Origin of the sequence: Pseudomonas sp. TWR3-1-1 (assembly GCF_049896545.1) — a bacterium.
Lineage (GTDB): Bacteria > Pseudomonadota > Gammaproteobacteria > Pseudomonadales > Pseudomonadaceae > Aquipseudomonas > Aquipseudomonas weihenstephanensis.
On sequence record NZ_JAFCUO010000009.1, the window covers coordinates 89,750 to 112,012 of the forward strand.

The following is a 22,263-nucleotide window of genomic DNA, read 5'->3' on the forward strand; positions in this document are numbered from 1 at the left end:
CAGGCTCTACGACGACGTTGTCGCCGGATGCCCGTGCAGCAGTGGTTACGGGGTTTTCGGTTCAGGGCTTTTCGAGGGTCTTTTGCCGCAGGATGTAAACACTCACCAGCACGGCACTGATCAGCATAAACCCGCGTGCCCACGGCAATGGCACCAGGTAACACGACACGCCAATGCTCAACCACATCAAGCCGATGGCATAGACCTTGCCCTTGAGGGGGATGCCGTTGCCGTCCAGATAGTCGCGAATCCACGGCCCCAGGCGCGGGTGTTCAACCAGCCACTGATAAAAACGCGGCGAGCTGCGGGCAAAACAGGCGGCGGCCAATAGCAGAAAGGGTGTGGTGGGTAAAACGGGAAGGAAGATACCGATAACCCCCAGCGCTACACTCAGCCAGCCGATGGCGAACAGTGTGTAGCGCAGCAACCGGGGCCGGTTGCCGGGTAAGGGGTTAGTCACTGAACACTCAGTGATGGCGAGGCTTGAGGATCGCCGGTTTTTCGTCAGGTGCCTGGCACAGCAGGTACAGAGCGGTCAGGGCTTCGGGGATTTGTACGATCATGTCGTCCATCAGGTTGGCATCTTTGGCGATGTCTTCGAACTCGGGCTGATCATCGAACAGACCCGAACCGACCATGACGGGCAGCAGCATTTCGCTGACTTCGTCTTCGGCGGTTTCGAACCAGGCGGCTTCGCGCATAAACACGCCTTCCATGAACCCGATGCACCAGCCGCGCAAGTCGGAGTCGTCCGGTTCGTCGCCCAGGTCCAGATCACACGGCAGCTCGAACTCTTCGTCGGACGCCAGTTGGCGTGCGATGTGAGCTTTAAGTTGAATCAATGTTTCTTCGATCTCTTTGCGTTGAGCGTCGTCAGTGTAGTGCGGCGGCTCGGAGAAGATCGCATCGATCCATTCACGCTCAGGCACTTGTTCGGAACAGATGGACAGGGCGGTCAGAAAACCGTGGGTGGCCACGTAGTCCAGCGCCTCGTCATGCAGTTCGTCAGCGTCGAGGAAGACTTGCAGGCGGGTTAGTTGCTCAGCGAAGGACATTAAGGACTACCTAGAAAATATACGATGCCGAATTCTAGGCTTTCTTGAGGCTACAGGCCAGCCGCAGGGTGCATTTGCCATCACTTCCCGGTGATCGGTCATGCAATTACAAGGCCCTGCGCAACAGAACGCTCGGGTATACTGCCGCGTTTTGTGATGCCCTGCGCTTAATGCAGCGGGTCCTGCGCCCTGCGCCCGAGCCTTTAACCAGGCTTGAGGCCGCGCCGGATACCGCCTGCGCAGGGGTGTTTCGGCGATTTCTGGAGTTTCTATGCTCGAACAGGCTCAACGCGTACTCAAAGACATCTTCGGCTACGACAGTTTCCGTGGCCGCCAGGGTGACATTATTGAGCGCGTGGCCAAGGGTGGCGACGCTTTGGTGCTGATGCCCACGGGCGGTGGCAAGTCCTTGTGCTTCCAGGTGCCTGCGCTGCTGCGTGACGGCCTGGCGGTGGTGGTGTCGCCTTTGATCGCCTTGATGGATGATCAGGTGGCAACGCTTGAGGAACTGGGGGTGGCCGCAGCCGCGCTGAACTCCACGCTCAGTGCCGACCAGCAACGTGAACTGGCCAACCGGATCAAGCGCGGGGAAGTGAAAATGCTCTATCTGGCGCCCGAGCGTCTGGTACAGCCGCGCATGATGGCGTTTTTGCAGAGCCTGGACATCGCCCTGTTCGCCATTGACGAGGCGCATTGTGTTTCGCAGTGGGGCCATGATTTCCGCCCCGAATACCTGCAACTGGGGCAGTTGGCCGAGATGTTTCCCCATGTGCCGCGCATTGCCCTGACCGCCACGGCAGACAAGCGTACCCGCGAAGAAATCGTCACCCGCTTGCATCTGCAAGATGCCGAACGTTTTTTGTCGAGCTTTGACCGGCCCAATATTTTTTACCGCATCGTGCCTAAAGAGCAGCCACGCAAACAATTGCTGGCGTTTCTCTCGGAGCGGCGCAGCGATGCGGGCATCGTCTATTGCCTGTCGCGCAAAAAAGTCGACGAAGTGGCCAAGTTTCTCTGCGATCAGGGCTTCCCGGCCTTGCCGTATCACGCAGGCTTGCCGAGCGAAACCCGGGCCGCCAACCAGAAGCGCTTCCTCAACGAGGAAGGGCTGATTATGGTTGCCACCATCGCCTTCGGCATGGGCATCGACAAATCCAACGTGCGTTTTGTGGCGCACCTGGATCTGCCTAAATCCCTTGAGGCCTATTACCAGGAAACCGGCCGCGCAGGGCGTGATGGCTTACCGGCGGACGCGTGGATGGCCTACGGCCTGCAAGACGTGGTGATGCTCAAGCAAATGCTGCAAAACTCCGAAGGTGACGAGCGTCACAAGCGCCTTGAGCATCACAAGCTCGACGCCATGTTGTCCTTGTGCGAAGAAACCCGCTGCCGTCGTCAGACCCTGCTTGCCTACTTTGATGAAGAGATGCCGCAACCGTGTGGGCATTGCGATAACTGTGTCGATGGTGTGCAAACCTGGGACGCCACCGAGCCTGCGCGTCAGGCGTTGTCGGCTATCTACCGCACCGGCCAGCGCTATGGCACGGGGCATTTGATCGATGTGTTGTTGGGGCGCGACAACGAAAAGGTGCGCAGTTTTGGGCATCAGCATTTATCTGTGTTTGGTGTGGGTAAAGACCGCGCAGAAGGTGAGTGGCGCACATTGTTCCGGCAATTAGTGGCGCGCGGTCTGGCGGATATTGATATCGAGGGCTACGGTGGTTTGCGCCTGAGCGACAGCTGCCGCCCCCTGCTGCGCGGTGAAGTGACCCTTGAACTGCGCCGTGAGCTCAAGCCACAAACCACGGTCAAAAGCAGCTCTGCCAGCCCGGCCAGCCAATTGGTGCGCGGCGAAGAGCGCGAACAGTGGGAGGCGCTGCGTGCGCTGCGGCGCAAACTGGCCGAAGAGCATGGGGTGCCGCCTTACGTCATCTTCCCCGATTCAACGTTGCTTGAAATGCTGCGCAGCCAGCCGACGTCGTTGTCGGACATGGCCAAGGTCAGCGGCATTGGCGCACGCAAACTGGAGCGTTATGGCGAGGCGTTCCTTGAAGTGTTGGGCGGTCAGGCTGAGACCCCAAAAGTGGTGGCCGACATTCGTCACGAGTTGATCAGCCTGGCCCGTGCAGGCATGACGCCCATGCAAATTGCCGGTCAATTGCAATGCTCGGAAAAAAATGTGTACACGATGCTGGCTGAAGCCATTGGCCGTCAGGAACTGTCGCTGGAACAAGCGCTGGACTTGCCCGAAGAGCTGATGGAAGAAGTGCAGGATGCCTTCCTTGATGGCGAAGGCGAGCTGCCGAGCGTGGCCAGCATCGCCGAGCAATTCAAGGGGCGTGTACCAGAAGGTGTGCTGTATTGCGTGCGCGCTGCACTGCAATCGGAGTTCGAAATTTAAACGAAATGGCGATATGTAACGTTTCAGTGACTTTAGGGCCTTGCCTATTGACAAACTCCATGCTTAGCTGGCTAACAATTCGTTTCACTCTATTTCAGTCTAATCATTGAGTTTTTTATGCCTTTAACCGATCAACACCGTTTCGGTATGCAATTGGCCCAAATGTCGCGGGGTTGGCGGGCTGAGCTGGATCGGCGCCTTGCTGGTTTGGGTCTGTCGCAGGCGCGGTGGCTGGTGCTGCTGCACCTGGCCCGTTTTGACGAGGCGCCCACTCAGCGCGAACTGGCACAAAGCGTCGGGGTAGAAGGGCCAACGCTTGCGCGTTTACTCGACAGTCTTGAGGCGCAGGGGCTGGTTCAGCGTCATGCCGTGGTTGAAGACCGCCGTGCGAAAAAAATCATCCTGAGTGAAACCGCGCGGCCATTGATCGCACAAATTGAAGCGATTGCCACGTCCCTGCGCCAGGAATTGTTTGTGGGCATTACCGAAGAAGAACAGCGCATCTGCATGCGCGTTCACAAGCGAATTTTGGACAACCTCGAAAAAAACTGATGCTCCCTGTCTCGTAGGCGCTCGCGCAGGCTGCGCCTACTGGGGGAGGTCAGAATGTCTGGCCCAAATTCAGATACAGCGCCTTTTGATCATCATCGTTAAAGCCATAGCTGAAGTTGAGCGGGCCCAGGGGTGTGTCGAATCCAATGAAAATACTGGCCGCATTGATGTAGCCGCTGTCGAACTCGTTGTCGTTGTTCCAGGCGCGCCCGCGCTCAAGGGAGGCACCGGCATACAGCGGGAAGTCGAACGGCAAGTACGAGCGTGGGGTCAGGCGACGGTAGTACACCGCGCGCATCAAACTGATGTTTTGCCCGGAGATGGCGTCCTGGCGGAACCCTGACAGTTGGCGCGCACCGCCCAGCAAGAAACTTGACGTCACGACCTCGGCCTTGTCCAGCGTACGGCCGTATCGCCCGCCTAAAATCCAGGTGTTTGGCCCGGCACTCAGCGCCTTGTCCAAGTGGAATTCCCATTGGCGGTAGCGATCATCAGAACCCAGCCCCGGCTCGAATTGCCGAACGCTGAGGCTGATGTCTTCACCTTCGTGGGGGAAATACACGTTATCCAGTGAGTCAAACGAGTACTTAATGTCATAAAAGGCCTCGTTGAAACTGGTGCTCGGCAAGTCACGTTCGCCAATTCTGACGTCTGCCTTGCCCCATGCCTCGCCCACACCGAGACGAATCTCGCCGCTATTGCCGATCTGTCTGCCCAGGTTCAAGCCAAAGCCGTAGCGTTCCAGTCGATATTCGGCAATCGGGTCATTGTCGAGAATGGCTTCGACGTTCTGCGACTGAGCATGCAGGTAAGGCGCGATAAAGTAGCGCGAACCCGCGTCCAGCGGCTGATAGAACTCACTGTACAACTCTTGTTGATCGCCGATTTGCACCCGCGTCAGCCATTCTGCGCCCAGTGTATTAATGCCGTTGACCCGGTAACTGGCGCCGATGTTGAAGGCGCTGTCGCCGCGCATGTCGTCAGACAAGTTCAACCCAAGCCGCAGGTAATCGGTGCCGCTGCGCTTGCCACGGGCACTGATCACCAGGGTTCGATCATCGCCTTTATGCACCACGCGGTATTGCACCTGCTCGAAGTAGTCCAGGCCATACAACGTGCCCATGTCGCGCTGCAAACGTCCCAGATCCAGCGGCTCACCCACGGGTTGGCGAATGTAATAGCGAATGACCGAGTCACCGATTTTTGAGTCGTTTTCAATTTTGATCGCCGTGATCACCGGCGTGCGCTCTTCGGGCGTGCGTGCTGCATTGAGTTGCACATCTGACGGCTGGCGCAGGGCGCTCAAACGATTGGCGAGGTTCTGCGTGGCGCGGTAGCCCGCGTCGATGATTTCTTGCGAACGGCCAAAGTCTGTGACGCCATAGCTGGCCAGCGCGGGCTGGATCAGCACGTCATCGGGCTTCAGGGAGGCCAACTGCACTTCGGAGTTGCTGCGCGTCATGAGGGTGATGGACTGGTTGAGGATGTCGAACACGGTATTGAGCTGCTTGCGGCCGCGCAGCGGGGTGCCGATGTCGACCACAATGACCATGTCGACGCCCATTTCGCGGGCCACATCCACCGGAATGTTGTCGACCATGCCGCCGTCGACCAGCAACTGGCCGTTGATTTCCACGGGGGCAAATACGGCGGGGATCGACATGCTGGCGCGGATCACTTGCGGCAGATGCCCTTTGCGAAACACGACTTTTTCGCCGCTGACAATGTCGGTGGCCACTGCACGAAAAGGGACTGGCAGCTTGTCGAAATCACGCACATCGCTGCTGTGCGCCAGCAGGCTTTCGAGCAACAACGACAGGTTTTGCCCCTGAATCACCCCCAACGGCAGGCCAAGGCTGCCATCGTCGCGAAAGCTCAACTTTTGCTTGACCAGAAAATCACGGTCGTCCTGTTTACGCCGGAAGGGCACGTCTTCACGAGCAGGCGCATCGGACAACGCTTCTTGCCAATCGATGCCGAGGGCGAGTTTTTCCAGTTCGTCGATTTTGTAGCCCGAGGCATACAGCCCGCCAATCACCGCGCCCATGCTGGTGCCCGCGATGGCATCAATGTGAACGCCTTGCTCCTCCAATGCTTTGAGCACGCCGACGTGGGCCAGGCCGCGGGCAGCGCCACCCGACAGCACAAGGCCGATTTTTGGCTGCGGTGTTTGGGCTGCAAACAGCATCAGCGGGCACAGGCAAAGCAGTAGACAACAAAGCAGGCGGCGCATCTTGAATCTCTGGGCAAGCGACAAAGGCGGCTATTATAGCGGCGCCTTTCTCTTCAAGAGCTTTTGAAATCATGTCAGTCAGCAAGCCACACATCGTCATCACCTATTGCACTCAATGCCAGTGGCTGTTGCGCGCCGCCTGGCTGGCTCAGGAACTGCTCAGTACCTTCGCCGATGACCTGGGGCGCGTGGCGCTGGAGCCAGGAACAGGCGGGGTGTTTCGCATTACCTGTGATGAGGTGCAGATCTGGGAGCGTAAGGCCGATGGCGGCTTCCCGGAGGCCAAAGTGCTCAAGCAGCGCGTGCGTGACCAGATTGACCCCCAGCGTGACCTTGGGCACAACGACCGGGTTCAGTGAGCGGCGTCCAGCGCCGGTTTAACCGGTGAAGCGCCGCGGGCCATACGGCTTGACGCCACAATCGCGACGATGATCAGCGCGCCGCCCAGCAGCATGCGCAGCGTCGGGGTTTCGTGGAACAACAGCCACGCCAGGGTGATGCCATACACCGGCTCCAGGGCGAAGACGACCGCCGCCGTGCGGGCTTTGATCACCGCGAGGCTGGCGACGAACAAGCTGTGCGCGACGCCGGTGCACAGCACGCCAAGCAGGCCGATCCAGACCCAGTCGAGCGGGCGCACGCTGCTGATCTGCGGCGCTGCGAAGGGCAACAGGCACAGCGCAACCACAGCGTTTTGCCACATGGCAGCCTGCACGGCGGGGACTCGTCCTGCGTTGGCGCGGTTATTGAGAGACAACAGGGAAAAGGTCAGGCCACTGGCAATCGCCCACAGCAGCCCTTCGGTGGCCTGGCTCGCCAGATCAAAGGTGGGGGTGACCAGAATCAGGCCGACGCTGACGAGCACCACCAGCATGATTTCGTTGAGGCGGATGCGTTCGCGAAAGATCAGCCCTTCAAGCAGCACGGTAAACGCCGGAAAACTGGCAAAGCCCAACGTTGCGATCGCCACGCCGGCGACTTTAACCGCGATGAAAAAGCTCACCCAATGCCCGGCCAGCAGCAAGCCGCTGACCAAAAGGCTGCGCACATCGCGCCGGGTCAACGCATGCCAGGGTGAACGGCGGGACACGGCGGCAAAGCAGGCGAGCGCAATGACCGCAAAACCTGCGCGGCCAAACACAATCACACTGGCTGAAGCTGCCGCGAGCTTGCCGAACACGCCGGTAAGGCCAAACAGTAAGGCGCCGATATGCAGGGCGCCCAAGGCGTTACGCGCAGTCATTGCAGTCCTTGGGGTGAGTCAGTCTGGCGTGCAGTCTAAGGCGTGCGGCGAGGCGCTGTCTGTCGCCAAACGGGCCTCAGTTGTCGCCAGACTCGCGGCGCAACACGCTGGGTGATGCACCGAACTCGCGCAACATGGCCGCCGAAAACGCGCTTTGCGAGGCGTAGCCAACGCGGCTGGCGATTTCGCCTACCGCGAGCGTGGTGTGACGCAACAGGTTCAAGGCGCTACGCAAACGGCGTTGGCGGATGTAGTCCATCGGCGTTTGGCCGCACTCGCTGAGAAAGCGACTGTGCAAGCGAGCGCAGGACAGGTCGGCAACGCGCGCCAGGTCGGCGACTTGCACAGGGTAGGCGGCGTGCTGGTCGATGTAGGTATCGAACTGAGGGAAGGGCAGGCGTTTACGCGGTACGGCTTGAGGGGTATTCAAACTGGCCAGCAGCAGGATTGCCCCTTGCTGATCGATCAGCGGATCGGTCGCCGGGCTGGCCGCGAGCCAATCGACCAACTGGTGCTGGCGCGGGTCGAGCCGATGCTGCCCGACGGTATTGAGCCATCGGCGGCTGTGTTCGGCGTGGGCGCCCAACGTTTGCCCCAACCAGTGTTCGCTCGGCACATCCAGCACCAGGCACTGGCTGCCCTGTGCGCTGGCGCAGGTATGGTGCGCGCCAGCGGGGATGACCATCAGTTGCTGTTGGCGCAACAGACTGGCGCGGCCTTCAACCTCGAAGTCGAGCGAGCCGGATAAATTGATCACCACCTGCGCGTGCTCATGGCTGTGAGCAATCACCTCATCACGGTAGTGGCGCAGCGAAAGGAGGTGGCTCATGGTGATGCCCTCACGTAGGCGCTGGCCAAGGCTGAGGCCTTTCGATCTGTACATAAAATCAAAAGCGCCCAGCCTTCGGCGGCGGCTACAGGTTTAGCCCGTGTGTATCTCAGTGCCGCCAGAATGCCGGGATGCACAACACGAACACGGTAATAATTTCCAGCCGCCCCAGCAACATGCCCAGCGACAGGATCCACTTGGCAGCATCCGGCAGCGTCGAGAAGTTGCCGGAGGGGCCAATGGTTTCGCCCAATCCAGGTCCCACGCCCGACACGGTACTCGCCGCGCCGGTGAGGGCGGTCATCCAGTCCAGTCCCAGCAGCGACAACGCCAGCGCAATCACGCAAATGGTGATGGCGAAGAAGAACGAGAACGTCAGAATCGAGCGAACGATTTCTTCGTCAAGGCGATGGCCGTTGTACTTCTGCTTGATCACTGCCCGGGGGTGAATCAACTGGTTAAGGTTGGCCTTGAGCAGGATATAGGCGACCTGGAAGCGGAAGATTTTGATCCCGCCCGCTGTCGAGCCGGAGCAACCGCCAATAAAGCCCAGATAGAAAAACAGCATCAGTGAGAAGTTGCCCCAAAGGCTGTAATCCCCAAGGGCAAAACCGGTAGTAGTCACCACCGAGGTCACGTTCAGTGCGACATGGCGGAACGCATCCCACCACGCCATGTTGGTGGTCCACCACAGCCAGGCGCTGAGCACCAGCCAGGTCACCAGCAGCAGGCCGAGTAATCCTTGCACCTGCTGGTCTTTGATCAGCGCCTTGCGATGGCCGCGCAGGGTGGCCACGTACAGCGTAAAGGGCAGGCTGCCCATGATCATCACCGCGATGGCCACCCAGTGCACCGCCGGTTGTGACCACTTGGCCAGTGACTGGTCGGAGGTCGAGAACCCGCCCGTGGAGATGGCTGACATGGCGTGGTTGATGGCATCGAACACGCTCATGCCCGCCCACCAGAACGCCAGGCTGCCGAGGATGGTGATGCCGACATACGTCGCCACGATCAGGCGCGCCACCATGTGCGAGCGTGGCATGACTTTTTCGGAGCGGTCTGACGATTCGGTCTGAAACAGGCGCATGCCACCGATACGCAGCAAAGGCAAAATCGCCACCGCCATACCGATAAAGCCGATACCGCCGAGCCAGTGCAGCATGGAGCGCCACATCAAAATGCCGGGCGACATGGTGTCCAGCCCGCTCAAAACGGTGGAGCCGGTGGCGGTGATGCCCGACATGCTTTCAAAAAAGGAGTCGGTGTAACTGATGTGTTGGGTGAGCAAAAACGGCAGCGCGGCGAAAATACACACGATCACCCAGCTCGACACGGTCAGCAGGTACATGTCGCGTGGTCGCAGGTGCACTTGCTCCGGGCGACCGGGGAGCACCAGCGCAAGGCCCGCGACAAACGTGATCAGGCTGGCCCACAAAAAGGACGGCAGATCGCCCAGATGGTCGTAAATCACCAGCGTGAGCATGGGTACGGCCATGCTGATCGCCAACGTAATCAGGAAGATGCCGATTACAAAACCGATGATGCGTAGGGTCGGCAACGCCATGAAGTCAGCTCGGGCATGAAAGAGGGGCGCCATTCTACCTGTGGGCCGGGGTATGTAAACCGCCAAGCCTTCGGCAGATACCGTTAGAATAGCCGCACATTTTCTTCAGGAGGTGGCCAATGGAGGCTCTCGACGCTTTGCTCAACCGTGTTTCTGCCCCGCGTCTGGTTGAACCGGCCCCCACGAGGGAGCAACGTGAAGTACTTTTTGCAGCCGCCCTGCGCGCGCCAGACCACGGGCAACTGCGGCCTTATCGTTTTTTGAGCATTGAAGGGCAGGCCCGCAACCAGTTGGGTGAAGTGCTCGCGCAGGCCGTGCAGGCCCAAGGCGGTGATGTCACCGAGGCCGCGCTGGACAAAGCCCGCGCCATGCCGTTGCGGGCGCCGTTGGTCGTGGTGGTGATTGCGCGTTTGCAGGAGCACTTCAAAGTGCCGAAATCCGAACAGCTGATTACGGCGGGTTGCGCAGCCCATGCCATTGAGCTGGCCGCGTATGCCCAAGGGATTGGTGCGGTGTGGCGCACCGGGGAGCTGTCCCATGCGCCACGGGTGACGGCCGCTCTGGGACTGCAAGCGGGTGAAGAGATTATTGCGTTCCTGTACTTGGGCACACCGCTCAAAGAAATGCGGGATGCGCCCAAGGTCGACAGCGCAGAGTTTGTACAGGTGTGGTCCGCCTGAGCCACGGCAGTCGGTCTCTGTGGGCGGTCAGGCATCGTGCAGGTAAATCCTCTTACACAGTGCACGGTGCTTTGCCCGCGTTAAAGATTGCCATCCGGGGTAAGAGGAAGTTCAAGCGCGGCAATAAAGCCACCGTCGGGATGGTTGGCCAGTGTCAATCGTCCGCCATGACGCTCTGCCGCGCGCCGCGCAATGGCCAGCCCCAGACCGTGACCCGCAGCCGTCTGGCCGGGCGCGCGGAAAAACGGTTCGCCTAACTGCGCCAAATGCTCCTCGGCCACACCCGGCCCGTGATCGCGCACGCTGAGGGTGATGTGCTCGCCTTCACGCTGTGCTGTGAGTTCAATCGGTTGACCCGGCGGGTTGAACCGTTGCGCGTTACGCAGCAGGTTGTCGACGGCGCGCTCAATCATGGTGGGCCAGCCACTGAGGGCCAGGCCCGGTTCTGCATTCAGCTGTACTGGCTGCTCGGGCGCGCTGAGTGAGGCATCTTTTTGCAGGTTATTGAGCAGCGCATTGAGTTCAACGTGCTCGGCGCTCGCCTGGTCGGCATCGACCCGCGCCAGCGTCAGGATTTCACTGATCAAAGACTCCAGGCGATCACATTCGCGGGTCAGGCGCGGCCAGAGCTTTTCACGTTCCTCGGGGCTGGCGCGTTCGGCCAGTGCCAGAGCGATGCGCAGACGAGCCAGGGGGGAACGCAGTTCGTGGGAGACATCGCGCAGCAGCTGGCGTTGGCTGCTGATCAAGCTTTGCAAACGCGCGCCCATGCGGTTGAAGTCGGTGGCCAGCACGCCAAATTCATCCCGTCGGGAGGCCAGTCGCGCCAGGCTGTTTTGTTGATAGGTGGTTTGCCCCAGATCATGCACGGCCACGCGCAAGCGGCTTAGCGGGCGGGTGATCGACAGCGTCACCAGCAAACTGAACAGCGTCAACACCACCAGCGCAATGCCCAGCGCACTCAGTGGCCAGATCAGGCTTTGTCGGTGCCAGGCGTCCAGCTCGGGGTGCGGGATGCGGTAAATCAGCAGGTAGGTGTCGGCCGTCTTGGGGCTGGTGTACTCCACGGTCAGGCGTCGCCACGGCAGCGTGTCTTGTCCTGGATGCTGGCGCGCCTCCCAGGCGGCAGCCCGGCGCGGAAAGGTGCCGCGCACCACCGGGTCGCCACTTTCGTTAAGCACTTGCACGTCAATGTGGTAACGGCGTTTGCGCCGCTCCAGAAAATCTTGGGCAGCGTCCGCGCCCTGGGTTTCATAGCGTTCGGTCCATTGCTGGGCCAGGTTTGAAATACCCGGATGACGGCTCAGGATCCAGGCGTCCTGATTAAGCATGTGTCCGAGCAGTATCGACAGCCCTGCGACCAAGGCTATCGCCAGCCAAAAGCTGGCCAGAATGCGCCAAAACAGTGATCGCACGGCAATTCCTCACGCTAAATGGGTTCAAACGAGCAAAGCCCAACGGCTGGGGGGCCGTTGGGCTGGGTGAATGTGCAGATTATTGCGCTTTTGGCGCCTGCTGTGCTTTCCAGTCTTTGAACTCTTTCCATTCAGCTTTACGTTCGGCGCGTTGTTTTTGCATCTCGTCGAACCGTTTTTGCTGTTCTGGCTTGAGCAGCGCACGAATGTCTTTCTGGGTTTTTTCGTGCTTGGCGGCGATTTCGTCTTTCAACGCTTTTTGATCAGCCGCGGGCAGTTTTTGCAGGTACTTGTCGACCAGCTGCTTGCGCTCGTGCATTTGTTCGCCCATCAGCTTGCCGATTTGTTGGCGCTGCTCGCGGGTCAAGTCCAGTTGGCTGTAAGGCGCGTCGCCGCGACCATGGTGCTCACCGCCGTGACGTGGACCCATTGGGCCATCGCCACCGGGCATGGCCATTGCGACGGTTGGCAGAGCAGCAGCAAACATCAAAGCAATAAGAGTCTTACGCATGGTGTGTCTCCTTGTAGTACGTTCCGGTGAATCCGGATGCGCCCAGTTTAGGGAGATCAAGGTCAAGCGCTGTCAATCAAGCGTAAAGCTTAGGTAAAGAGGGGAGTGGCGTGCCTTTACACAGGCGGCGTCCCCTCAGGCGCTGTAGAAGTAGCCACGGCTGCGCAGTGCAACGATGCGCGGACGGCCATCGGGGTGCGGGCCGATCTTTTTGCGCAGGTTGCTGACGTGCATGTCCAGGCTGCGGTCGTACAACGTCAACTTGCGGCCCAGCGCCAGTTGCGCCAGCGCCTGTTTGTCCAGTGGCTCGCCGGGTTGACGCAGCAAGGCTTCGAGGATGCGGCTTTCGGAGACGGTCAGGGTGATGTCGTGCTCATTGATGGTGGCCACACCGCGCATCGGGCTGAAACACAGGTCGCCCAATTCGATCTGGCTGGAGGTGGCGGGCGGATGGCTGCGGCGCAGCACAGCGCGCAGGCGGGCGGTCAACTCGCGGGGGTCGCAGGGCTTGGCCAGGTAATCGTCGGCGCCCAGTTCCAGCCCCAGAATGCGGTCCAGCGGCTCACCCCTGGCCGAGAGCATCAGCACCGGCAAGTCGGGGTGATCGCTGCGCAACTGCTTGAGCAGTTCCAGGCCGCTGCCATCGGGCAGCATCACGTCCAGCACTACAGCGTCAGGGCTGGACTCGGCCAGCGCGTTGCGGGCGCTCACGCCGTCGTAGCACGCACGCACCTGGAAACCTTCCTGGCTCAGCCAACTGCTCAGGAGTTCACACAACTCCTGGTCATCATCTATCAGTAACAGGTCGCTCATGACTCACTCTATTTATAGCCATTGCCGACGCTGTTTACGTCCGCCGCTGGCGAAGATACCGCAGAGTAGGGCCAATAGGGCAACTGCGCCACCAATCACAAACCACTGTTGTGAGTCGGTCAGCAGGTGAAAGCCGGGGTTGGACTGCGCTTTGTCGAGCTGTTGCTTGAGGCGCAGGTTCTCTTGACGCAGTTGGCTCAACTGGCTGCTTTCGCGGGTGGCGTCGGCGTCTTTGAGGGCTTGGCTCAGTTCGCCGCGCAGGCGTTCACTCTCGTCAAGGCGTTGTTGCAAGTCCGTAATGCGCGCACCGGCGCTCAGTGACAATGGCACTGAGTTATCAGAGGAAGGAGCGTCTTCAGCGTGGGCGAGAGTGCCCAGCGATAACATGATTAACAGCAGACACAACAAACCTTGGCGCATCGCAACTCCTCATTCCTGATGGGATTCGCAGAGGTTGTCGGCCGCTAAACCAGAATAATGAGCCATACAGCGACGCGACGAACCCGATGAGCGGTTCCGTCGCGCAGCGAGGGTTTAAGGCAGGACTTGCTTGAACGGTTTGACAATCACATTTGCGTACACGCCAGCAGCGACGTACGGGTCCTTATCGGCCCAGCGTTGAGCGTCGGCCAGCGAGTCAAACTCGGCCACGATCAGGCTGCCGCTGAAACCGGCCGCGCCCGGATCATTACTGTCGATGGCCGGGTGCGGGCCGGCCAGCACCACGCGGCCTTCCTGTTTGAGTTGCTGCAAGCGCTCAAGGTGGGCCGGGCGAGCAGCCAGGCGGGCTTCAAGCGAGTGGGCGACGTCAGTGGCAATGATTGCGTAGAGCATGTCAGTCCTCGGTTTTGGAGGTTGGAGTGTCGGAATCATGCAAGTGGCGCGACAGGTAAATGCCTTGGCCTACCAGAAACAGCACGGTCAGGCCCAGGCTGCCGAATACTTTGAAGTCGACCCAGATGCTTTGAAAGGTGAACGCAACAAACAGGTTGGCCGCCCCACAGAACAAAAAGAAGGCGATCCAGGCCAGGTTCAGGCGCGTCCAGACTGCGTCAGGCAGGGTCAGTGCGTGGCCCATGACACGTTTGATCAGCAGCTTGTCACCGATAAAGTGGCTACCGGCAAACACCAGCGCAAACAGCCAGTTCACCACCGGCGCTTTCCACTTGAGGAAGGTTTCGCTGTGGAACGCCAGGGTCAGGCTGCCGAACACAATGCAGGCAATCAGGGTCAGCCATTGGCTCTTTTCAAGTTTGCGTTGCTTGAAAAACAGAATGCCGTAGACCACCACAGAACTGAGGATCAGCATCGCCGTAGCGCTGAAAATCCCGCCGAAGGTCAGGCTATGGCCTGCGATTTCGACGATGCGGGGTTCGATTTTGTAGACGATGAAAAACAGTAACAGCGGGATGAAGTCGATGAATTGTTTCACAGTGGCAGCCAGAAGCAGGATGTGGCGGCATAATAACAAACATCAATGACAGCGAAAGCGTCAGCTAGAGGTTATTAAATCCCCGTGGAAATTGACTTGCATTGCCATAGCACCGCTTCCGATGGCGCTTTGGCGCCAGCGGTACTGGTAGCGCGTGCGTTCGAGAAAGGTGTGCGAGTCCTGGCCCTGACCGATCACGACACAATTGAAGGCCTGGAAGAAGCCCGCACGGCGGCGCAGTCGCTGAACATGCAACTGGTCAACGGCATCGAACTTTCCTGCACTTGGGGTGGCGCGACCATTCATGTGCTCGGTTACGGTTTCGACACCCAGGCCCCTGCACTGGTCGCTGCCATCGCCGCACTGCACGATGGCCGCTGGCTGCGTGCCGAAGAAATCAGCCGCAGGCTGGCGCTCAAGGGCATGCCGGGCGCGCTTGAAGGTGCGCGGGCAATTCAGCAAGCGCTGGGTGACAGTGGCAATGCGCCAGCGCGTCCGCATTTTGCGGATTTTTTAGTCGGTGCCGGTTACGTCAAGGATCGCGCCGAAGCGTTCCGCAAGTGGCTGGGCGCGGGCAAGTTGGGCGATGTCAAACAGCATTGGCCCGCCCTGGAAGACACCGTCGCCACGTTGCGTGCAGCAGGTGCCTGGGTCAGCCTGGCGCATCCATCGCATTACGATTTCACCCGCAGCAAGCGCCGACGCCTGATTGGCGACTATATTCAAGCGGGGGGGCACGCGATTGAGGTAGTCAATGGCTATCAGCCTGCAGAACAAGTAGGCGGCCTGGCGATTCTGGCGCGTGAGTTTGGTTTGCTGGTGACTGCCGGCAGTGACTTTCATGGCCCTGGCGGCTGGTCCGAGATTGGCGAGTACCGCGCGATCCCGGACGATCTGCCGCCATTGTGGCGTCGGTTCAAATTAGATCCGCCCATCGCCAACGTCTGAACAGGTAAATAACGTGAGTCAATTTTTCCAGATTCATCCGCAAAACCCGCAACCGCGTCTGATCAAGCAGGCGGTTGAGATCATCAAAAAAGGCGGGGTGGTGATCTACCCCACCGACTCGTCTTACGCCGTCGGTTGCCAGATGGGCGATAAGGGCGCGATCGACAAGATCAAGCGCTTGCGCAATCTGGACGACAAGCACAACTTCACCCTGATGTGCAGCGACCTGTCGCAGTTAGGGCTGTTCGCCAAGGTCGACACCGGCACCTTTCGCTTGCTCAAAGCGCATACGCCGGGGCCGTACACCTTTATTCTCAATGCCACCCGCGAAGTACCGCGCCTGCTGCTGCACCCCAAGCGCCGCACCATCGGCATGCGTGTGCCTCAACATCCTCTGGCGCTCGCATTGTTGGCCGAACTCGGTGAGCCGCTGATGAGCGTGACCCTGATCCTGCCGGGCGAAAGCGAACCGCTTGAAGACCCGTACGCGATTCGCGATGCGCTGGAAAAACAGGTCGATCTGATCATTGATGGCGGTGATGGTGGGCGCAAGGCCAGCACCGTGATCAACCTGACGGGTGATGAGCCTGAAGTCGTACGTGTGGGCTGTGGTGATCCGACGCCTTTTATGGTCGAGGCCTGATGTCTGACGTAGAAGTGATTGACGCTGTAGACCCGCAAGCCGGTGCCCAGCAAGAACTGCCATTTGCGATGGTGTATGGCCAGGCCGTCATCGAAATGCCGCAAGACCTGTACATCCCGCCGGATGCGCTGGAGGTGTTTCTCGATGCGTTCGAAGGCCCGCTCGACTTGCTGCTGTACCTGATTCGCAAACAAAATATCGACATTCTTGACATCCCGGTGGCTGAAATTACCCGCCAATACATGGGTTATGTCGAGCTGATGAAAACGGTGCGCCTTGAATTGGCGGCCGAGTATCTGGTGATGGCGGCCATGCTGGCCGAGATCAAGTCGCGCATGTTGCTGCCGCGCTCTGTCGAAATCGAAGAAGACGAAGGCGATCCGCGCGCTGAACTGATTCGCCGCTTGCAGCAGTACGAGCGGTTCAAGGCGGCGGCTGAAGGCATCGACGGCCTCGAACGGGTCGGACGTGACGTGTTCGTGCCCAAGCTGGACGCTCCCCAGGCCCGTGCGCGCAAATTGGTGCCGGATGTGGCGTTGGAAGAGTTGCTGATGTCGATGGCCGAAGTGCTGCGTCGATCCGACATGTTCGAAAGTCACCAGGTCAGCCGCGAAGCGCTGTCCACCCGTGAGCGCATGAGTGATGTGCTGGAACGCCTCAAAGGCGGCGGTTTTGTACCCTTTAGTGAGCTGTTTACCGCAGAAGAGGGGCGTTTGGGGGTGGTGGTAACCTTTATGGCCATCCTCGAACTGGTCAAGGAGTCCTTGATCGAGTTGGTACAGAACGAGCCCTACGCGGCGATCCATGTGCGGGCGCGAGCCGAATAAAGAGCTGAAACCATGAATTTGACTGATCCCCGTGAGCTGGCCACGTTGCTTGAGGCCTTTCTGTTGGCCTCGGGAAAGCCGCAAAGCCTTGAACGGTTGTTTGAACTGTTTGAAGAGGGCGAACGCCCGCAGCCTCCGGTGTTCAAGAAGGCCCTGGAGTTGCTGCGCAAATCCTGCCAGGGCCGTTCGTTTGAACTCAAAGAAGTCGCCTCTGGCTATCGCCTGCAAATTCGCGACACGTTTTCGCCGTGGGTGGGGCGTTTGTGGGAAGAGCGCCCGCAGCGTTACTCGCGGGCAATGCTCGAAACCATGGCGCTGATTGCTTATCGACAGCCCATTACCCGGGGCGAAATTGAAGATGTGCGCGGTGTGGCGGTCAACAGCCATATTGTTAAAACCTTGCTGGAGCGCGAGTGGATTCGCATCGTCGGCTACCGCGAAGTGCCAGGGCGGCCAGCGATGTTTGCCACCACCAAGGGTTTTCTCGATCACTTCAACCTGAAAAACCTCGACGACCTGCCGCCGCTCGCTGAACTGCGCGAGCTTGAACCCGATCCGATTCTCGACTTTGACGATGCCCCGGTGCCTGATCACATTCAGGCGCTGGCGGATGAAAGCGCAGAGCCTGAGGAGCCGAAAGACGAAACCAGCTTCCGTAGCTTGCTCACGGAACTGGACTCGATGGAAGAAGGTCTTAAAACCGACTTCGATGACTTGCTGCGTGAAGACTTGGTTAAAGAGGCGCCCGCACCTGAGGTGCCGGCTACCGATGCCGAACAGGCACGCAGCCAACTGCTGGCAGCCGTGGCGGCGCTTGAGCTGGCGCCTGCCATGAGCGATGAAGCGTTGGAGGCGCAAGCCCTGGCTGACGCCATCGAGCAAGAGCGACTTGAGCGCGAAGACTGACGTTGCCCATAGGCGCTGGCGCAGCCTGCGCCAGCGCCTACGGTATTTGCGTATTTTTCTGGAGGTCTCACATGAGTGCCCTCAAAGATCCCTGTATTGGCGTGTGTAAATTTGCCGATGACGTTTGCCTCGGCTGCGGACGTTCCAAGCGCGAAATCAAGGTCTGGAAGAAACTCGACAAGGATGAAAAGCGTGCGGTGCTGGCGCAAGCCGACTTGCGTTTGCTGGCACTTGGCGCCACCGGTCGGCGGAAAAACAAGTAAGCCTGGCAGAACACGACTAGCCTTTGATGCGAAATGCGCAACATCAGCGTATGATTCGCGACCCTTTGCGGCGCAACTGCGTCACAAGGCCCATTTTTAACAGCTCAGGCGCTCGCCTGAATTGACACACCGGGAGGTGCCCAGATGAAAGATCTAGACCCTAAAGACAGCCAGGAAATTGGCCCAGCAGGCGAGAAACTGCAAAAAGTACTCGCCCGCATCGGCGTTGGCTCGCGTCGCGACGTAGAAAGTTGGATCAGCCAGGGCCGCATCAAGGTCAATGGCAAGGATGCAACCCTGGGTCTGCGCGTTGACCTGCACGACGCCATCTCCATTGATGGCAAGGTGATCAAGCGCGAAGAGGCCGCCGAATCGGTGCGCCGCGTGATCATGTACAACAAGCCTGACGGCGAAATCTGCACCCGTGACGACCCGGAAGGCCGTCCAACCGTATTCGACAAGTTGCCGCGCCCTAAAGAAGGTCGCTGGATCAACATCGGTCGTCTCGACATCAACACCACCGGCTTGCTGATGTTCACCACTGACGGTGAGCTGGCGAACCGTCTGATGCACCCCTCCTACGAAATGGACCGTGAATACGCGGTACGTGTACGTGGCGAAGTGGATGACGAGATGATCGAGCGCCTCAAGGCGGGCGTGGTGCTGGAAGACGGCCCTGCGCGTTTCACCGACATCAAACAGGCGCCGGGCGGCGAAGGCTTTAACCATTGGTACCACTGTGTCGTGATGGAAGGCCGTAACCGTGAAGTACGTCGCTTGTGGGAATCTCAGGGTCTGGTGGTCAGCCGTCTGAAGCGCGTGCGTTTCGGCCCGGTGTTCCTCAACTCTGACCTGCCGATGGGTCGCTGGCGTGAAATGGGTCAGTACGAGGTGGACATTCTCAGCGCTGAAGTCGGCCTCACGCCGGTTGCCATGCCAGAGATGAATGCCAAGAACAAAGACAAGCTTGAGCGTTTGCAGCGTAAGTCCTCGCGCCCTGTGGCCCGTGCCGACCGTGTTGCACGCACTGTGCGTCCGGCCGAGGGTGCGCCATTGGCACCGCGTCCAGCACGCCAGCCACACATCGAAGGTGAGCGTCCAGCACGTCCGGCGCGTGATGAAGCCGCGCGCCCGGCACGCAAGCCAGCGGCGCGTACTGACCGTGTGCCAGCAGGTCGTGGTGCACCGGTTGCCGAGCGTCCAAGCGAAATGAACAAGCGCCCGGGCAAGCCGACGCGTCAAGGCCCCAAGCTGGTTGACGATGCACCGTCCGGCAAGCGCCGCGGCGCACCGGCCGGTTCCGGTCAGCGTCCAGGCTTCGGTCGTCGCAAGCCGCAGTAAGCGTGTAGCGCGGTAAACAAAACGCCAACCCTCGGGTTGGCGTTTTTTTATGGGTGTAAAACCTGGTGGCGTCGTCAGCAGCAGCCTGCGCACCTTGCCAGGGGCTACAGATATTCATTCAAAATCAAAGGATTAGGGCTGCGACAATCGGTCGCCCGCGTCCATGTAGCGTTTAGGGTGGAAATATTTCTTTACGCTCAGTCAATAAATCGTGACGAATACTGCCTCTTTTACCCCTTGGAGCCAGGAAACCACGGTTGTGTATAGAAATTTTTCCGCGTTTTACAGATTTGTGACGTTTAAGGGCCGAGCTGCGGCTTGTTTCGTCTTGCTATCGGCTGTGTGATGGGATCTTGCCTACGAGCGGGTGTACAATGCGCGGCGTTTTAACTGTGACTCAATGGCGTAACCGCGCTTTTTGCGCCGCTCGGCGATGTGCTGATTGGCCAAAACCTCAAGGCTAACCCGCCTTGTTAACTCCGCAATGCCATAAGCCTTGCGGGTTCGATTCCGTCACAGATAAAAACAAACAGGTGACGCATGACTCGTGAAACAACCATGGATTCCTGGCGTCTGCGCTGGGGTTTGATTTGTGTTGTAGACCCTTCGATCACTGCCGGTGCTCAAGCGAAAACGCACTGAATGCCATCAAACCTTGTGTGGAACCCTTTTTAATGAGTGGACAAACCTCGCATTCGGGCGAGCTTAAACGCGGCCTGAAAAATCGCCATATCCAGCTGATTGCCCTGGGTGGCGCGATCGGTACTGGCTTGTTCCTCGGCTCGGCCGGGGTACTGAAATCTGCCGGCCCGTCGATGATTCTGGGCTATGCAATCTGCGGCTTCATTGCCTTTATGATCATGCGCCAGCTCGGCGAAATGATCGTTGAAGAGCCGGTAGCCGGCTCCTTCAGCCACTTCGCGCACAAATACTGGGGCGGCTTTGCCGGCTTCATGTCGGGCTGGAACTGTTGGGTGCTGTACATCCTGGTCGGCATGTCGGAACTGACGGCCGTCGGGAAATACGTGCACTACTGGTGGCCCGAGATCCCGACCTGGGCGTCGGCGGCGGCGTTCTTCGTGCTGATCAACGTAATCAACCTGACCAACGTCAAAGTGTTTGGCGAGGCCGAGTTCTGGTTCGCGATCATCAAAGTGGTGGCCATCGTGGGCATGATCGCCCTGGGCAGCTACTTGCTGGTCAGCGGCAGTGGCGGCCCGCAAGCATCGGTCAGTAACCTGTGGGAGCACGGGGGCTTCTTCCCGCATGGCATCACCGGCCTGGTGATGGCAATGGCCTTCATCATGTTCTCGTTTGGTGGTCTGGAGATGCTCGGTTTCACCGCAGCAGAAGCCGACAAGCCGCGCACGGTGATCCCTAAAGCGATCAATCAGGTGATCTACCGCATCCTGATTTTCTACATCGGCGCTCTGGTGGTGCTGTTGTCCCTGACGCCGTGGGATGCGTTGCTCGAAACGCTCAACGCCGGTGGCGACAGCTACAGCAGCAGCCCGTTTGTGCAGGTGTTCTCAATGCTGGGCAGCAACACTGCTGCGCACATCCTCAACTTCGTGGTCTTGACCGCGGCATTGTCGGTGTACAACAGCGGCACCTACTGCAACAGCCGCATGTTGCTGGGCATGGCGCAGCAGGGCGATGCACCCAAAGTGCTGGCCAAAATCGACAAGCGCGGCGTGCCGGTAAACTCGATCCTGGCCTCGGCCGCGGTGACGGTGATTGCTGTGCTGCTCAACTATTTGATGCCGCACGACGCGCTGGAGTTGTTGATGTCGCTGGTGGTGGCCACCCTGGTGATCAACTGGGCGATGATCAGCTTCTCGCACTTCAAGTTCCGTCAGCACATGGACAAAACCGCACAAATTCCGCTGTTCAAAGCGTTGTGGTATCCGTACGGCAACTACATCTGTCTGGCGTTTGTGGCGTTCATCCTGGTCATCATGCTGATGATCCCGGGCATTCGCGTGTCGGTGTACGCGATCCCCGTGTGGGTGGCCTTCATGTGGGTGTGCTTCTTGATCAAGGGCAGGCGCGAAGCGCACGCTTCGACCGCCGCTTACGGCTCGGCCGGCAAGTAAGCGTTACCCTGACTGACAACCAACCCGGCCATGGCGCCGGGTTTGTTGTTTGTGGGGTATCCTGCACGCCCTGAAAACGGACCCTTTTGTAATGCTGGTGATTTCCAACAACGTGCACATCCCCGACGCCGAGATCGAACTCACGGCGATTCGCGCCCAGGGCGCGGGCGGGCAGAACGTCAACAAAGTCTCAAGTGCCATGCACTTGCGCTTTGACATCCCCCACTCATCCTTGCCGCCGTTTTACAAAGAGCGACTGCTGGCGCTGCGTGACAGTCGCATTACCAGTGATGGCGTATTGATCATCAAGGCGCAGCAATACCGCACCCAGGAGCAGAACCGCGCCGATGCGCTGGAGCGTTTGCTGGAGTTGATTGTGAGCGCGACCAAGGTCGAGAAAAAGCGCCGTCCCACCAAGCCGACGCTGGGTTCAAAAAAACGTCGTCTCGAATCCAAAACCAAGCGCGGCACTATCAAGGCTGGGCGCGGCAAAGTGGATTTTTGATCCCGT

General features: G+C 59.3%; 24 protein-coding genes. 12 read left to right on the forward strand and 12 right to left on the reverse strand.

Going from position 1 to position 22,263, the window contains the following annotated elements; genetic code table 11:
• Window positions 1–61 precede the first annotated feature (61 nt).
• Together ACP7A4_RS18415 and ACP7A4_RS18420 are read right to left on the reverse strand one after the other, a co-directional pair.
• A complete protein-coding gene (locus ACP7A4_RS18415) occupies window positions 62–460 on the reverse strand; it encodes a DUF454 family protein (RefSeq protein WP_203302424.1) in 399 nt (132 codons plus the stop codon).
• 7 nt (window positions 461–467) lie between these two features.
• A complete protein-coding gene (locus ACP7A4_RS18420) occupies window positions 468–1,055 on the reverse strand; it encodes a YecA family protein (protein ID WP_059763059.1) in 588 nt (195 codons plus the stop codon).
• A 271-nt stretch (window positions 1,056–1,326) separates the two neighbouring features.
• On the opposite strand from ACP7A4_RS18420, the gene recQ reads away from it, so the two are divergent.
• Complete coding sequence (gene recQ / locus ACP7A4_RS18425; protein WP_059763058.1) at window positions 1,327–3,456, forward strand: DNA helicase RecQ; 2,130 nt, start codon at window positions 1,327–1,329, stop codon at window positions 3,454–3,456.
• A gap of 117 nt (window positions 3,457–3,573) precedes the next feature.
• On the forward strand, window positions 3,574–4,008 hold the full coding sequence (locus tag ACP7A4_RS18430; protein WP_048366196.1) for a MarR family transcriptional regulator: 435 nt from the start codon (window positions 3,574–3,576) through the stop codon (window positions 4,006–4,008).
• 49 nt (window positions 4,009–4,057) lie between these two features.
• Here ACP7A4_RS18430 and ACP7A4_RS18435 read toward each other — a convergent pair whose 3' ends face one another.
• Entirely contained in the window at window positions 4,058–6,241 is a 2,184-nt protein-coding gene (locus tag ACP7A4_RS18435) for a patatin-like phospholipase family protein (RefSeq protein ID WP_203302425.1), read from the reverse strand.
• Window positions 6,242–6,312: 71 nt separating this feature from the next.
• Here ACP7A4_RS18435 and ACP7A4_RS18440 point away from each other — a divergent pair, with 71 nt between their 5' ends.
• A complete protein-coding gene (locus ACP7A4_RS18440) occupies window positions 6,313–6,600 on the forward strand; it encodes a SelT/SelW/SelH family protein (RefSeq protein ID WP_048366198.1) in 288 nt (95 codons plus the stop codon).
• Here the strand turns inward: ACP7A4_RS18440 and ACP7A4_RS18445 are convergent.
• The 3 genes from ACP7A4_RS18445 to ACP7A4_RS18455 form a co-directional block, all read right to left on the reverse strand.
• Complete coding sequence (locus ACP7A4_RS18445; protein ID WP_426247918.1) at window positions 6,594–7,484, reverse strand: DMT family transporter; 891 nt, start codon at window positions 7,482–7,484, stop codon at window positions 6,594–6,596. The genes ACP7A4_RS18440 and ACP7A4_RS18445 overlap by 7 nt on opposite strands.
• Before the next feature lie 76 nt (window positions 7,485–7,560).
• On the reverse strand, window positions 7,561–8,313 hold the full coding sequence (locus ACP7A4_RS18450; RefSeq protein ID WP_426247919.1) for an AraC family transcriptional regulator: 753 nt from the start codon (window positions 8,311–8,313) through the stop codon (window positions 7,561–7,563).
• 109 nt (window positions 8,314–8,422) lie between these two features.
• Entirely contained in the window at window positions 8,423–9,877 is a 1,455-nt protein-coding gene (locus ACP7A4_RS18455) for a TrkH family potassium uptake protein (RefSeq protein ID WP_048366201.1), read from the reverse strand.
• A 119-nt stretch (window positions 9,878–9,996) separates the two neighbouring features.
• On the opposite strand from ACP7A4_RS18455, the gene ACP7A4_RS18460 reads away from it, so the two are divergent.
• Window positions 9,997–10,557 carry an NAD(P)H nitroreductase gene (locus tag ACP7A4_RS18460; RefSeq protein ID WP_048366202.1) on the forward strand — a complete coding sequence of 187 codons (561 nt, stop codon included), beginning with the start codon at window positions 9,997–9,999 and terminating at the stop codon, window positions 10,555–10,557.
• 80 nt (window positions 10,558–10,637) lie between these two features.
• Here ACP7A4_RS18460 and ACP7A4_RS18465 read toward each other — a convergent pair whose 3' ends face one another.
• From ACP7A4_RS18465 to ACP7A4_RS18490, 6 genes are all read right to left on the reverse strand, one after another.
• Window positions 10,638–11,972, reverse strand: coding sequence for a sensor histidine kinase (locus tag ACP7A4_RS18465; protein ID WP_426247920.1), 1,335 nt, complete (start codon window positions 11,970–11,972; stop codon window positions 10,638–10,640).
• A 79-nt stretch (window positions 11,973–12,051) separates the two neighbouring features.
• Window positions 12,052–12,483: a Spy/CpxP family protein refolding chaperone gene (locus ACP7A4_RS18470; protein ID WP_059763054.1), complete on the reverse strand. Its 432-nt coding sequence runs from the start codon at window positions 12,481–12,483 to the stop codon at window positions 12,052–12,054.
• A gap of 135 nt (window positions 12,484–12,618) precedes the next feature.
• The gene (locus tag ACP7A4_RS18475; RefSeq protein ID WP_059763053.1) at window positions 12,619–13,296 is read right to left on the reverse strand and encodes a response regulator transcription factor; all 678 of its coding nucleotides are present in this window, start codon (window positions 13,294–13,296) and stop codon (window positions 12,619–12,621) included.
• 12 nt (window positions 13,297–13,308) lie between these two features.
• A complete protein-coding gene (locus ACP7A4_RS18480) occupies window positions 13,309–13,716 on the reverse strand; it encodes a translation initiation factor 2 (protein WP_426247921.1) in 408 nt (135 codons plus the stop codon).
• Between the two features lie 114 nt (window positions 13,717–13,830).
• Complete coding sequence (locus tag ACP7A4_RS18485; protein WP_203302428.1) at window positions 13,831–14,130, reverse strand: YciI family protein; 300 nt, start codon at window positions 14,128–14,130, stop codon at window positions 13,831–13,833.
• 1 nt (window position 14,131) lies between these two features.
• A complete protein-coding gene (locus ACP7A4_RS18490; protein WP_048366208.1) occupies window positions 14,132–14,728 on the reverse strand; it encodes a septation protein A in 597 nt (198 codons plus the stop codon).
• An 84-nt stretch (window positions 14,729–14,812) separates the two neighbouring features.
• Between ACP7A4_RS18490 and ACP7A4_RS18495 the strand changes: the two genes are divergently transcribed.
• From ACP7A4_RS18495 to arfB, 8 genes are all read left to right on the forward strand, one after another.
• On the forward strand, window positions 14,813–15,676 hold the full coding sequence (locus tag ACP7A4_RS18495) for a PHP domain-containing protein (protein WP_426247922.1): 864 nt from the start codon (window positions 14,813–14,815) through the stop codon (window positions 15,674–15,676).
• 13 nt (window positions 15,677–15,689) lie between these two features.
• Complete coding sequence (locus tag ACP7A4_RS18500; RefSeq protein ID WP_203302429.1) at window positions 15,690–16,319, forward strand: L-threonylcarbamoyladenylate synthase; 630 nt, start codon at window positions 15,690–15,692, stop codon at window positions 16,317–16,319.
• A gap of 128 nt (window positions 16,320–16,447) precedes the next feature.
• On the forward strand, window positions 16,448–17,146 hold the full coding sequence (locus tag ACP7A4_RS18505; protein ID WP_165599927.1) for a segregation and condensation protein A: 699 nt from the start codon (window positions 16,448–16,450) through the stop codon (window positions 17,144–17,146).
• A 12-nt stretch (window positions 17,147–17,158) separates the two neighbouring features.
• Window positions 17,159–18,052, forward strand: coding sequence for an SMC-Scp complex subunit ScpB (scpB, locus tag ACP7A4_RS18510; protein WP_059763048.1), 894 nt, complete (start codon window positions 17,159–17,161; stop codon window positions 18,050–18,052).
• Between the two features lie 71 nt (window positions 18,053–18,123).
• Window positions 18,124–18,315, forward strand: coding sequence for a DUF1289 domain-containing protein (locus ACP7A4_RS18515; RefSeq protein ID WP_059763047.1), 192 nt, complete (start codon window positions 18,124–18,126; stop codon window positions 18,313–18,315).
• A 144-nt stretch (window positions 18,316–18,459) separates the two neighbouring features.
• On the forward strand, window positions 18,460–19,656 hold the full coding sequence (rluB, locus tag ACP7A4_RS18520; RefSeq protein ID WP_426247923.1) for a 23S rRNA pseudouridine(2605) synthase RluB: 1,197 nt from the start codon (window positions 18,460–18,462) through the stop codon (window positions 19,654–19,656).
• A gap of 674 nt (window positions 19,657–20,330) precedes the next feature.
• Window positions 20,331–21,752 carry an amino acid permease gene (locus tag ACP7A4_RS18525; RefSeq protein ID WP_203302431.1) on the forward strand — a complete coding sequence of 474 codons (1,422 nt, stop codon included), beginning with the start codon at window positions 20,331–20,333 and terminating at the stop codon, window positions 21,750–21,752.
• A gap of 91 nt (window positions 21,753–21,843) precedes the next feature.
• Window positions 21,844–22,257 carry an alternative ribosome rescue aminoacyl-tRNA hydrolase ArfB gene (arfB, locus tag ACP7A4_RS18530; protein ID WP_059763045.1) on the forward strand — a complete coding sequence of 138 codons (414 nt, stop codon included), beginning with the start codon at window positions 21,844–21,846 and terminating at the stop codon, window positions 22,255–22,257.
• Window positions 22,258–22,263 lie beyond the last annotated feature (6 nt).

What these genes read in the sequence shown, in the direction of transcription:
- ACP7A4_RS18420 (WP_059763059.1), bottom strand. Translation starts at nt 1,055, where the DNA reads ATGTCCTTCGCTGAGCAACTAACCCGCCTGCAAGTCTTCCTCGACGCT.
- recQ (WP_059763058.1), top strand. Translation starts at nt 1,327, where the DNA reads ATGCTCGAACAGGCTCAACGCGTACTCAAAGACATCTTCGGCTACGAC.
- ACP7A4_RS18430 (WP_048366196.1), top strand. Translation starts at nt 3,574, where the DNA reads ATGCCTTTAACCGATCAACACCGTTTCGGTATGCAATTGGCCCAAATG.
- ACP7A4_RS18435 (WP_203302425.1), bottom strand. Translation starts at nt 6,241, where the DNA reads ATGCGCCGCCTGCTTTGTTGTCTACTGCTTTGCCTGTGCCCGCTGATG.
- ACP7A4_RS18440 (WP_048366198.1), top strand. Translation starts at nt 6,313, where the DNA reads ATGTCAGTCAGCAAGCCACACATCGTCATCACCTATTGCACTCAATGC.
- ACP7A4_RS18445 (WP_426247918.1), bottom strand. Translation starts at nt 7,484, where the DNA reads ATGACTGCGCGTAACGCCTTGGGCGCCCTGCATATCGGCGCCTTACTG.
- ACP7A4_RS18450 (WP_426247919.1), bottom strand. Translation starts at nt 8,313, where the DNA reads ATGAGCCACCTCCTTTCGCTGCGCCACTACCGTGATGAGGTGATTGCT.
- ACP7A4_RS18455 (WP_048366201.1), bottom strand. Translation starts at nt 9,877, where the DNA reads ATGGCGTTGCCGACCCTACGCATCATCGGTTTTGTAATCGGCATCTTC.
- ACP7A4_RS18460 (WP_048366202.1), top strand. Translation starts at nt 9,997, where the DNA reads ATGGAGGCTCTCGACGCTTTGCTCAACCGTGTTTCTGCCCCGCGTCTG.
- ACP7A4_RS18470 (WP_059763054.1), bottom strand. Translation starts at nt 12,483, where the DNA reads ATGCGTAAGACTCTTATTGCTTTGATGTTTGCTGCTGCTCTGCCAACC.
- ACP7A4_RS18475 (WP_059763053.1), bottom strand. Translation starts at nt 13,296, where the DNA reads ATGAGCGACCTGTTACTGATAGATGATGACCAGGAGTTGTGTGAACTC.
- ACP7A4_RS18480 (WP_426247921.1), bottom strand. Translation starts at nt 13,716, where the DNA reads ATGCGCCAAGGTTTGTTGTGTCTGCTGTTAATCATGTTATCGCTGGGC.
- ACP7A4_RS18485 (WP_203302428.1), bottom strand. Translation starts at nt 14,130, where the DNA reads ATGCTCTACGCAATCATTGCCACTGACGTCGCCCACTCGCTTGAAGCC.
- scpB (WP_059763048.1), top strand. Translation starts at nt 17,159, where the DNA reads ATGAATTTGACTGATCCCCGTGAGCTGGCCACGTTGCTTGAGGCCTTT.
- ACP7A4_RS18515 (WP_059763047.1), top strand. Translation starts at nt 18,124, where the DNA reads ATGAGTGCCCTCAAAGATCCCTGTATTGGCGTGTGTAAATTTGCCGAT.
- rluB (WP_426247923.1), top strand. Translation starts at nt 18,460, where the DNA reads ATGAAAGATCTAGACCCTAAAGACAGCCAGGAAATTGGCCCAGCAGGC.
- ACP7A4_RS18525 (WP_203302431.1), top strand. Translation starts at nt 20,331, where the DNA reads ATGAGTGGACAAACCTCGCATTCGGGCGAGCTTAAACGCGGCCTGAAA.
- arfB (WP_059763045.1), top strand. Translation starts at nt 21,844, where the DNA reads ATGCTGGTGATTTCCAACAACGTGCACATCCCCGACGCCGAGATCGAA.